5 protein-coding genes are annotated in these 9536 nt (G+C 62.8%); all 5 read left to right on the top strand.

The window, feature by feature from the left end; translation table 11 throughout:
* Positions 1-68 precede the first annotated feature (68 nt).
* From GVY41_RS13980 to GVY41_RS13960, 5 genes are read left to right on the top strand one after another with little or no spacing between them, the layout of a single operon-like run.
* Positions 69-2318 (top strand): sigma-70 family RNA polymerase sigma factor, encoded by a 2250-nt coding sequence (locus tag GVY41_RS13980; protein ID WP_161348677.1) that lies wholly within the window; start codon positions 69-71, stop codon positions 2316-2318.
* A 7-nt stretch (positions 2319-2325) separates the two neighbouring features.
* Positions 2326-3834 carry an ATP-binding protein gene (locus GVY41_RS13975; RefSeq protein ID WP_161348676.1) on the top strand — a complete coding sequence of 503 codons (1509 nt, stop codon included), beginning with the start codon at positions 2326-2328 and terminating at the stop codon, positions 3832-3834.
* Complete coding sequence (locus GVY41_RS13970) at positions 3831-6695, top strand: Z1 domain-containing protein (RefSeq protein ID WP_161348675.1); 2865 nt, start codon at positions 3831-3833, stop codon at positions 6693-6695. Before GVY41_RS13975 ends, GVY41_RS13970 begins: the two co-directional genes overlap by 4 nt.
* The gene (locus GVY41_RS13965; RefSeq protein ID WP_161348674.1) at positions 6679-7695 is read left to right on the top strand and encodes a PD-(D/E)XK motif protein; all 1017 of its coding nucleotides are present in this window, start codon (positions 6679-6681) and stop codon (positions 7693-7695) included. Before GVY41_RS13970 ends, GVY41_RS13965 begins: the two co-directional genes overlap by 17 nt.
* Entirely contained in the window at positions 7685-9487 is a 1803-nt protein-coding gene (locus GVY41_RS13960) for an AIPR family protein (RefSeq protein WP_161348673.1), read from the top strand. The genes GVY41_RS13965 and GVY41_RS13960 overlap by 11 nt, the downstream gene beginning before the upstream one ends.
* Positions 9488-9536: the final 49 nt, after the last annotated feature.

Here is a 9536-nt window from a genome sequence, read left to right as displayed (position 1 = left end):
GCTTCTCCTCATCCGTCCAAAGACGCTTCGTCCGACGCGCCACGCCATCACCATAGTGTCCACTATCGATGGTGGACACTATCCGCCTCTCTCACCCCGCGGCAGAGCGGTCGGACCGGACGCTTACGCTAAATGCGGGTTTTCAGCCTCACCAGCCCGATCACCAAGGCAGATCTGCGTCGGACCATGCGCGTTCGGCTGGTCATTTCGAACTTGCTGCTGCGTTGGAAGGCAGGCTGGAGGCGGCGGGGGACGTCGCAGCGCGCGCGCCCCTAGACCTGCGAGAGCTGATGGGGCTGGTCGGCGACAACACCCAAGTCGCCCAGCAGATCATTGATGCCAGGCGCCTGCACGCGCGCGATGCGAAGGGCGATACTCCGCTGCACATCGTTGCCATGCGCGGCAAGATGCAGGTTGCCGACCTTCTCGTTCGGGCGGGCGCCGATCTGCACGCGATCAACGGCGCTGGCCTGACCCCAGCACAAGCCGCGGCCGCGAACGGTCATCCCTTGATGGCGTCCCTTCTCCAGGCAGCTGTGGGTAGCGATATCGTCGAGACCCCGGCGTCCGGGATACAGATTGTCGTGGAAGCCGAGCGGGCGGCGCCGGTCGTTTCAATCCCCCCGGACATGAACCTGGACGAACTGGATGGGCTCGACTTCGAAGGCGAGGTTGACGCCGAAGAGTTTCACAGTCTCTCGGGCCGCGTCGCCGCACAAGGCAGTTTCTTGCGCGTCTCGGACGATATTCGTCTGCGGACCGGTGACGAAGACGGTGCCGTTGACTGGGCTCCGAGCGCGACGCGGAGCGACATCAGTGGAGACGGCCTCGACGACGCAGTGTCGCCGGAGGCAACGGAGGATGAGACCAGTGACGTCTTCAGTTATCGGGCTCCGCGCAAGAGTGCACCGCCCTCTGCGTGGCGGCACTTCCGGATCGATGAAGTCGGCTGCTTGCCAGTTGCTGACCGCATTGTCAGCGCTGGGCATTTCAGCGACGATGATCTGGATGAGATCCTTGGCCAATGCCATGGTCGCTTCGACGCAATCGACCTCCGGCTGAACATCCAGAGAGAGCTCGAAGCTGGCGGGTTCCCCCTCATCGACGCTGCCGAAGCGTTGGGTTGGGATGCAGCCACCACTGTCACCGCGGAAGAACTTGTCGAGGCACTCGTGGCCACTTGCAGCAGGGCTGCCGTCTTGCCGGGAGCAGCTGGTCAGGTCGTCAGGCAAAAACCGATGCTGCGTCTGATCGAAACCATGGCCGATGCCCGGCGCAAGATGCTCCTGGGGCTTGCCGAGAGCCCGACGGCAATCGGCATCATCCTCTACATGGCCGACCGGGTTCTGGAAGGCGAAGTGGAGGCGGGTGCCATGACGGCTCGCGAGTTCAATCCAGCCCACCTTTCCGACGAAGGCTCGGAATTCGTCGAAGCCGTTGACGTGCTCAGACACCTGCGGGACGACGTCGCTGCAGGATCAAGGCGCGCGGTGCGGCGTGCGGCCGACGCCGCGGAAGCGCTGGAACTGCGGCAGGAGTTCCTGCGTGATGTTGCGGAGGCCATGGCAGAGGCGCCCGAACTGGTGACGCTTGCCGCAGATCTCCAGCGGAACCTCGACGCCCTTGAGGCGACCGCACAGGCGGTCGCAGTCGCCGCGCTCCCTCTTTGCCGCCGCTATGCGGCGCAGAATGCCGGTGAAGATGATGATCAGGAGGATGTCTTCCAAGTCGCCTTCCTTGGCCTCCAGCGCGGCGTCCTTCGTTTCAAACCTGAGGTGAGCATCAATTTTGCGGCGTATGCTTCCTTCTGGCTAAGGCAGTCGGTCGTTCGTTGGCGCGCAGATGAGGGCCGGCTGGTGCGGGTGCCGGTGCACCGTCAGAGCATGGAAGCGGAATGCAGCAAGGTCGCCGAGATACTGGAGAGGCGTCTTCAACGACCACCTGTCCCGGAGGAGGTCGCGGCAGAGCTTCGTCAGCGGCCCGAAATCGTGACGCAGATCGCTCGCATCCCGGCGTTCCCGGTGGAACTCGACGTGCTTGAAGAGACGGCTGTTCCGGAAGACGTGCATGGCATCCCCGAGAGCGTCCTGCAGGACGATATTGCTACCCTCATCCACGAGGAGCTGTATCAGCTCGACGAGCGTCAGGCCGACGTCATCTGCCGGCGCTTTGGGATCGGCTTTGACGACGAGATGACCTTGGAAGAGGTGGGCCAGATCTACGGTGTCACCCGCGAACGCATCAGGCAGATCGAGGCCAAGGCGCTCCAGCGGCTGATGCATCCGGGTCGCATGCGCTACCTGAGCAGAGCCCTCTGAGCAGCCAATGACAGTCAGGAACGCGCCGCCCCATCCAGAAGCCATGCTCGAGTCCCTCAGGGGGCTAGGATATACGACCGCCACGGCACTTGCGGACATCATCGACAACTCGATCGGAGCAGATGCCACCGAAGTTGACGTCCAGTTTCACTGGGACGGCCCGAACAGCTGGATCCGGGTAGTCGACAATGGCACCGGCATGAACGACGCAGAGCTGGAGACTGCGATGCGGCTGGGGGCCAAGGATCCGCGGGCCGGACGGCATGCCACCGACCTCGGGCGCTTCGGCATGGGACTGAAGACGGCCAGCTTCTCGCAGGCGCGCCGTCTGACAGTCGCCAGCCGCCGCGCCGACCAGGGAACGGTCTGTCTTCGCTGGGATCTTGATCGGCTGGCAGAGGGCATCGCGGGCGGATGGCCGCTGTTTGAAGGCCCGCATCCTGGCTCGGAAGGCGTCGTCTTCCCTGTGGAGGCCATGTCGCACGGCACCATCGTTGTCTGGGAATGCATGGACCGCGTCGTGACTCAGGGCTTCGTGGCTCAGGACATGATCGATCTGGCGGATGCGGTCGAGCGTCACCTGGCAATGACCTTCCACCGTCTGTTCGACGGATCGGGGTCGCTACTGGTCCTGCGCATCAACGGGCGGAAGGTGCAGCCTTGGGACCCGTTCATGCTCGGTCATCCCGGGAAGGCGATGGAATCGACCGAGATGCGTCTGCTGAACGCAACTGGCCTGAACGTTCAGGCCCATGTGCTTCCGCACCGCGACATGCTCTCCGCTCTGGAACTGGAACGTGCGGCAGGGCCAGCAGGCTGGACTTCGCAGCAAGGTTTCTACATCTACCGCAACCGCCGGCTTCTTGTGGCCGGCGGATGGCTCGGGCTTGGCGAGCGCGGCCGGCTCTGGACGCGCGACGAGGCGCATCGGCTGGCCCGAATTCGCCTCGACATTCCGAACTCTGCCGACGCGGAGTGGAAGATCAACATCCTGAAATCGACGGCCAGCCCGCCGCTCAGGTTGCGCTCGCAGCTGCAGCGGATTGCATCAGACACGCGAGACCGTGCGAGAACCGTCTTTGCTCACCGGGGCCGCCTCCTGCCTTCGGCGGGCGGCAAGGCGGGCGGCATGCCGGACCTCTGGGACGCCGTGAAGACGAGGAAAGGGACATCCTACCGCATCTCGCGCGAGCATGATCTGGTGGCTTCTCTCCTTGATCGAGCAGGTCCGCTCAAACCCGACATGCTCGCGCTGCTTCGCCTCGTCGAGGAAAGCGTGCCGGTTCAGCGCATCTGGCTTGATACCGCCGAGGACCGCGATACGCCATCCACCGGCTTCACGGCGGCCAAGGAGGATGACGTGCGCCAACCTCTCTCGGCCCTGTTCCGTGCTCTCGTGATCCACAGCGGCCTGACCGAGGAAGAGGCAAGGGAACGTCTCCTCCGAACCCATCCGTTCGAGCGCTACCCGGCGCTCGTGGCCGACCTGACCCTGAAGGACATCCCCAGTAAATGACAATGATCGACCAGAAGGCCTTCGACGCCGTGCTGAGCATGGCGCAGAAGTTGCTGCTTGTTAACGCGGGGGAGGCGGGCACGGCTATCACGCCGGCGATGATCGAGCAGCAGCTGGACATGCTGGCCACGATCATGCCGGCCCAGTTCGCCGTGATCGATCGGGAAGCGCTGGTAGACGAACTGATCCGCCGCGCCAGCCAGCGTGTCGGCACCAATGCGACGCTCAAGGACACCGGAGATCACATCGACTGGCTGAATGCTGACCGGAAGAAAGATTGGCACTATTGGCGCCGCTACCACGAATACATGGACACGAAGATCCCGTGGAAGGCGCTGGAGGCGCTTGATGGAGCGACAGATGAGGTTCTGTCACAGCTGGAAGATCCGGATCGGCAAGGGTCATGGGATCGTCGCGGCCTGGTGGTCGGGCATGTCCAGTCCGGCAAGACCGCCAACTACACCGGCCTGATCTGCAAGGCCGCGGATTCGGGCTACAAGATCATCATCGTCCTCGCGGGCCTCCACAACAATCTGCGCTCCCAGACCCAGATCCGTCTGGACGAGGGATTTCTGGGTTTCGCCACGCTCGCCAACACGGACCACCTGCCGGCGATCGGCGTGGGCCTCATTGATACGGACCATTCGACCAGGCCCAACTATGCCACGAACCGCAGCGAGAATGGCGACTTCAACAAGCAGATGGCGGCGCGACTGGGGGTGAGCCCCGAGCAGCGTCCCTGGCTCTTTGTCGTCAAGAAGAACAAGACGGTCCTCGAGCGGCTGCTCTTCTGGATCCGCAACCGCGTTGCCAACCACACCGACCCTGTGACGGGACGGAAGCTGGTGACGAACCTGCCGCTGCTGATCATCGACGACGAAGCAGATCACGGTTCGGTCGACACCGGCGAGAACGTGGTGGACGAGTTCGGCAACCCCGACACCGAGCACAACCCGACCGTGCTCAACCAGCTGATCAGGTCGATCCTGCACCACTTCAGCCGCAAGGCCTATGTCGGATACACGGCAACGCCTTTCGCGAACATCTTCATCCACGACAAGGGCCAGACGGAGGAGCATGGGCCGGACCTCTTCCCGTCCTCCTTCATCACCAGCCTTGCGGCGCCATCGAACTATATCGGGCCGGGGAGGGTGTTCGGTTCGACATCCTCCACGCCCGACAACCTGCCTTTGGTGCGCCAGCTGAAGGAAGAGGAATACGGGCCGTGGATCCCCCAGAAGCACAAGAATGGCTTTCGGCCGACTTGGCGGGGAGAGGCGCAGATCCCGGACAGCATGGCCGAGGCAATCCGCTCCTTTATCCTTGCTTGCGCCGTTCGCAAGCTTCGTGGCCAGGGAACCAGGCACTCCTCGATGCTGATTCACGTGTCGCGGTTCACGTCAGTGCAGTCCGAGGTGGTGACACAGGTCGGCGAACACCTGCGCACACTGCGGGGGAGGTTTGCGAGGGGCATCGACCTGGCAGATACTGAAGCATTGATGCGGGAAGACTACCTGCAGCGCTTCCTGCCGGGCATGATGCGCATTCGCGACGGCCTGACCCCTGACGAGCCCCATTCCGCGGACTTCACATGGGAAGAAGTCCGAGAGGTGCTTGCGGACGTCATCAGCGACATCAAGGTCCGAGAGATCAATGGCTCGGCCAAGGACGCGCTCGACTATGCCGAGAACGAGGCAACCGGCCTGAAGGTCATCGCCGTGGGCGGCGACAAACTCGCGCGCGGCCTGACACTGGAGGGGCTGTGCACCAGCTACTTCCTGCGCACCGCGCGCATGTATGACACGCTGATGCAGATGGGGCGCTGGTTCGGCTATCGTGACGGGTATCTCGACTGCTGCCGGCTCTATACCACCAGTGAAATGATCGAATGGTTCGGCCACATCGCCGACGCTGCCGAAGAGCTCCGCCAGGAGTTCGACAACATGGTCGCCGCGGGCGCAACGCCCAAGCAGTTCGGCCTGCGGGTGCGGTCGCACTCGGTGTTGACCGTCACGTCGCGGTCGAAGATGCGGAACGCAAGGCCGATGCATCTGACGTTCTCGGGCGACCTGCTGCAGACGATCGTCTTCCTGCCCAGAAAGCAGGATGTCGAGGCGAACTTCGATGCAGGGGAGCATTTGCTTTCATCCCTGGGGTCGGCGCTGAGACCCGATGAGCAGAGGTTCCTCCCTGCAAGCGGTGCCAACTGGAAGGGGCATTTCTGGCGCGACGTTCCTGCCCCGAACGTGACCAGTTTCCTGCGGGCTTACCGGACCCACCCTGCCAGCTTCAGGGTCGTCAGCCCTTTGCTTGCCGACTTCATCGACGAGATGAACAAGGACGGCGAGCTTACCGACTGGACCGTAGCCCTGATCGGTGGCGGGGAGGACATGGCTTCCATCGCCGGCCTCGAGGTCAACCAGATGAAACGCGGCGCGGTGCAATCGGAGCCAATGGACAGGTATTCCATCAAGACACTGATCTCCCCGCGGGATCAGGCGATCGATTTGACCGAAGCAGAGTGGCGCGCCGCGCTCTCGCTGACGCAGAAGACTTGGCGAGGCGACAAGGATCGGGACCAGGACGCGACACCTCCGGATGAGCCGCGCGGTGGGGCAGTGCGCCGGGTTCTTGGTTTTGGAGCGCCGGAGGACGGTGTGGAGTCAAGACGTGAACGCGGTCTTCTGATGCTCTACCTGCTTGATCCTGCGCACTGCAAGATCAAGGAGTTGGAGGTGGGAAAACCAATCCTCGCCTGGGCGATCAGCTTCCCCGGCAGCCCGTCCGAGCGGAGGGTCAGCAACGCCGACTACATGGGCAACAGCGTGATGTGGGGGGCGATGAATGACTGGGTGGACTGAAGAGGGCCTGCTGCGGTCCTGGCGTGTTCTGGCGACACAGGACGACTCGGCCAACTGGCGGTTTGTTCATCTGACCGACGTCGGCCCCGTTGCCGTCGAGGCGGGATGCCAGTTTCCCGGGCGGCGGGAAGCGCTGATCGTGAGCTTTCCTCGCGCGGCAATGTCGATGCCGGGCGGGCTTCCCGACGGAAAGGGCTTCGATGTCCTCACGATCCGCGATGGCGGACTGTTCAGCGATCGAACGGCAATCGCGCTTGTAAGGCGGCCCGAGGGCTCGCTGGACATCTTCACCGTCATGGCAGCGGACGTGCTCCGCACCCTCGACACGGCCCGGACCCATAGCCCGCGAGACCTCGCCGAGGCGTTCATCGGACGGGTATCGGACTGGCAGACGTTCATGGCGCGCAAGCGGCGACCGCTCTCGCTCCAGGCCCAGGTCGGGCTGATGGGTGAACTCTGGCTGCTTTCGCAGCTCATCCAGCACGGGGCTTCCACCACGGCAGTCGACTGCTGGCAGGGCCCCCTGCACTCGGCGCAGGATTTTCTGATCGGTTCCGGGGCTGTCGAGGTGAAGAGTTCGATTGTTGGCAACTCGTTCCTGGCGCGCATCAACAGCATCGAGCAGCTGGACAGTGACGGTTGCCTGATGTTTCTTGCTGCAGTCCGTTTCGAGGAAGCTCCCGACGGGATGAACTTGGTCGAAATGGTGGAGCGCCTGCGCGAGACCCTTCCGGCGGCGGGCCAGCTCCGCCTCTTCGAGGCCATGCTCCTGCTCTCCGGCTATGACGAGGACCATGTCGAGCACTACCGCGTCAAGCTGAAGCTGTCCGACGCGCGTTTCTTCCCTGTCGAGGATGATTTCCCCTGCCTGCGCCGTGCAACTGTCCCGGCGCAGGTGCGAAAGGCCGTCTATACCTTGGATGTGGATGCGCTGGAGCAGCTCGCCATCCCCGTCGAGCAAGCATTCTCCTCACTCGGATTGGTAAAGCATGAGCCTTGAAGAATTCCATCGCGGCTTCCGGTCGCTGGTCCAGACTGCAATTTCAGAGCGCGTTCAGGCGAATGAGGGCCCCTTTCCGTCGGAAGAGTTGGTCTTTGCAGAACTGGTCATGGAGCACGTCGCAAACGCCGGCATCTGCGAGCCGGCGACGATCTGTCACTGGAACGGCAAGGTAGGGCAAAGCCGCCTGCGGATCACCGGGTATGCGTTGTCCTCGGATGAGACGAGACTGGACCTGTTCGTGACGCACTACTTCGGGACCGAGGAAATCACGCCGATCGCCGACTCCGCCGCAGCGGATACTGCGAAGCAGGGCATCGCGTTCCTGTTTCACGCGGCAGGCGGAAAGCTGATCGACAAGGTCGATCCGTCACACGAGATCCACGGGCTGATATCCCTGATCACCGCGAACTGGGCGGACCTGGACCAGCTGCGAGTGTTCCTGATCACCGACGGGAAAACCAAGCTGAAGCACTTCTCCACCAAGGAAGTGCATGGCCGCATCGTGGCGATCGAAGCGATGGATATCGAGCGCCTCTACCGCCACACGGCAGGCAAGCCGCGCGAAGAGGTTGCCATCAGCTTCGAGCAGACACTCGGGCAACCTCTGGCCTGTGTTCATGTGCCTGATCCGGACGCCGACTACGAATATGCTCTCGCGGCCGTTCCGGGTCAGGTCATACGTCGCCTCTATGAGCGCTATGGCAGCCGTCTGCTGGAGGCGAACGTCCGCACGTTTCTTGGCGGCCGAGGCAAGGTGAACAAGGGCATTTCCGAGACGCTTGCCCGCGAGCCGGAGCATTTCATGGCGTTCAACAACGGCCTCGTCCTCGTGTGCGATGAAGCCTCGTTCGGGCGCTGCGCGGACGGCAGCATCGGCATTTCGTTCTTGAAGGGCCTCCAGATCGTGAACGGCGGGCAGACGACCTCTTCCATCTACTTTGCCGCTCGCGACAACAAGGCGCTGGACCTCGGCAACGTCATGGTGCCCGCCAAGATCATCATCCTCAAGGGCGCCGAAGAGGCGAGCCGCGAGAAGCTGATCGCGAACATCTCGCGGTTCGCAAACAGCCAGAACGCGGTCAAGACATCCGACCTCTCGGCCAACCGCGCCTTCCATGTGCAGCTGGAGAAACTGGCGAACGAGACGTGGTGCCCGGATGGGGTGGGCCGCTGGTTCTATGAACGGGCGTCCGGTGCATATCAGGTCATGATGCTGCGAGAAGGCACCACTCCGGCGCAGAAGAAGAAGATCGCGGAGGCTATCCCGACCAAACGCAAGCTTTCGAAGAACGACATCGCCAAGTATCATGAGGCATGGCGATGCAAACCGGCCCAGGTTGCGCTAGCTGGCGAGAAGAACTTCGCGGCGTTCATGGCCGCGCTGGACGAGAACCCTTCTCTCGTTCCCGATCCCCTCGACGCCAAGTGGTATCGCGCCATGATCGCCAAGGTCATCGTATTCAAGACGCTTGAAAGTCTGATCAAGGCCAAGGACGCGAAGGCGGTGTTCCGGCAAGGCTATGCCAATATCGCGACCTACGTCATTTCGATCGTGTCTGAACGGCTTGGGGACCAACTCGACTTCGAGCTGATCTGGCAGCGCCAGCGGCTCTCCCCCGAATTCCAGCGCCTGCTCTACTCCTGGGCCGTTGAGGTCAACAGCATCTTCGAGCAGGTTGCCCCAGGGCGGCAAATCTCCGAGGTCGCCAAGCGGCCGGAGGTATGGCCAAGGGTCAAGGCCGGCAACTACCCCAAGGTTGGCAGTGACATACCGGAACTCGGCGGCTGACCTGAAGACAGTTGGCTTGTCCACTTAACCGGCCAGTTGAAGCCGGCGG

It is taken from the genome of Frigidibacter albus (genome assembly GCF_009908165.1).
Lineage (GTDB): Bacteria > Pseudomonadota > Alphaproteobacteria > Rhodobacterales > Rhodobacteraceae > Frigidibacter > Frigidibacter albus.
The sequence above is the reverse complement of the archived record's forward strand: the minus strand, read 5'-3'. Positions and strand labels throughout refer to the sequence as shown.